Raw genomic sequence first — 957 nt, 5'->3', positions numbered from 1 at the left:
CACTGTTCACTGTTCACTGTCCTGCCAGATCAAGCTCATTATTAATCAACACCACGCACTGCGACGCAAACAGCATGGTAGGCCCCAGGCTGATCTTCTCGGTGCCCAGCCGCTTCAAGCTGTTGAAGCTCTTCTTCGGCATGGGAATGTGATCAGTAAGCAAAAAGCAGGGCTTATCGGCAAATTCCAGCTCGCGAATGCTCTCGCCTTTCGGGTCCATCATGTACAGCTGATGGCCATCCTCGGCCAGTTCCTTCACCAGCTTTTCAAAGCTCACCGTACGCACGCTAATGCCGCTCTCCACCGCCTTCATCTGCTCCTTGCCCATCCCCGCAGAAGCATCCAGCGCCCGCACCACCTTGGCCAGCAGCGCCTGCTCATGAAAGCCACCAATATCCCGCATCTCCGCCGCCACAAAAGTAATCGTGCGGGAATAGTCCTGGGTGCTTTCCAGCACCAGGTGCACCACCACATCGTCCCGGTGAGACTGCGCCACAAAGATCGCATTCATCAGGGTATGGGCCAGGATCTCGCTATGGGCATCCCCCCCAACATTGGCCAGCAGGGTCTGGCTGTTGGTAGAGGCGGCACGGGCACGGAGGACGAAGGTACGCATTATCAAGGGCTCTGGAGAATGTGGGGCGATTGTACATCAGACGCTTGCCGGGAGTGGAAACAGGGATGATTCACGTGAAGGCTGGCCCGTTTTCAACGGAATCTTCCGTATCACTCAGGGAGTGAAAAGCCAACCCATTGATTTCATGTGCATTTCGAATGATTGAAAACGAGATAGCAGGAAAGGAGTTCAAAGGAACGCTCCTTTGAACTCCGTGTAAGACATTGGCTATTTCACTCTAACTGATTGATATGAGAGTATTTTGATAGGCTGAGCGGGGAGGGTGGCTCGGAGTTATACGGAACCGAGTTATACGGAAGGTTCTAATTAATACGCTGTTA

The 957-nt window shown here is 53.3% G+C and carries 1 protein-coding gene; it reads right to left on the bottom strand.

The features are described 5' to 3' along the window. Window positions 1–13: 13 nt before the first annotated feature. On the bottom strand, window positions 14–616 hold the full coding sequence (gene trmY / locus Q672_RS31475) for a tRNA (pseudouridine(54)-N(1))-methyltransferase TrmY (RefSeq protein WP_022986516.1): 603 nt from the start codon (window positions 614–616) through the stop codon (window positions 14–16). Window positions 617–957 lie beyond the last annotated feature (341 nt).

Source organism: Alcanivorax sp. P2S70 (genome assembly GCF_000475295.1).
In the GTDB taxonomy this organism is placed as follows: Bacteria; Pseudomonadota; Gammaproteobacteria; order Pseudomonadales; family Alcanivoracaceae; genus Alcanivorax; species Alcanivorax profundi.
This window is presented reverse-complemented; position numbering and strand designations above follow the sequence as displayed.